Source organism: Vibrio sp. 704 (genome assembly GCF_033339295.1).
This window is the reverse complement of the sequence record NZ_JAWOUH010000536.1, coordinates 1-655: the sequence shown is the minus strand read 5'-3', so window position 1 is coordinate 655 and position 655 is coordinate 1. Positions and strand designations below refer to the sequence as shown.

Here is a 655-nt window from a genome sequence, read left to right as displayed (position 1 = left end):
ATCAAAAGAGCGATTTTTAATTCGTTCACTTGCGAATACTAGTGCACGCAGCGGCCTCACAACTTCCAAACGTATAAAGTGGACAACAAACATACTGGCGCAAAGAATGCCGCCCAGCCCTAACCCACCAATCCAAGCTAAGTTGATGAGCTTCTGCTCAGAAAAGTTTTGCAGCTTAAACACAAAGTCGTCGATCTGCTGAACAAAGCCCGCGACCAAGAGTTGATATTGGCTTGGGTCCTCCCCTCTCAACACCGATTTTAACTCGTGCCATCGCATGATTAAGCGATAGTAATCGTGAGTGATGTCTTCCGGCACAGACCAATGCTGAAGTGCTTTCATCGAAGGCGAGTAAATAGAGTGCTCAAATGCGTCAATATGTGAAGAATAATCAACAGATCGAATCTGAATGTCGTGTGCTAAACGATAACTTTGCATGCGCATCGACCCCGCCACGTTGACGGCTTCTGCGTCATTTAGGCTTGACGCAAGGGTAAAAATAGCAAAGCCAGTCGTTGCTACTGATAACAACAAAATCAGAAGCATCGCGGACGCAATCGTGCGCGTTACTGACTTTTTCACATTTTTAAACAATCAGAGTTCCTCGCCTATTAATTGTCCAACTTGTACACGCAATGAACCCATTGACTTTCAA

General features: G+C 45.0%; 1 protein-coding gene. It reads right to left on the bottom strand.

Going from position 1 to position 655, the window contains the following annotated elements; translation table 11 throughout:
* A partial coding sequence (locus tag R7R24_RS27595) for a type IV pili methyl-accepting chemotaxis transducer N-terminal domain-containing protein (RefSeq protein ID WP_318120258.1) occupies positions 1-594 on the bottom strand: 594 nt, incomplete at its 3' end.
* Positions 595-655: the final 61 nt, after the last annotated feature.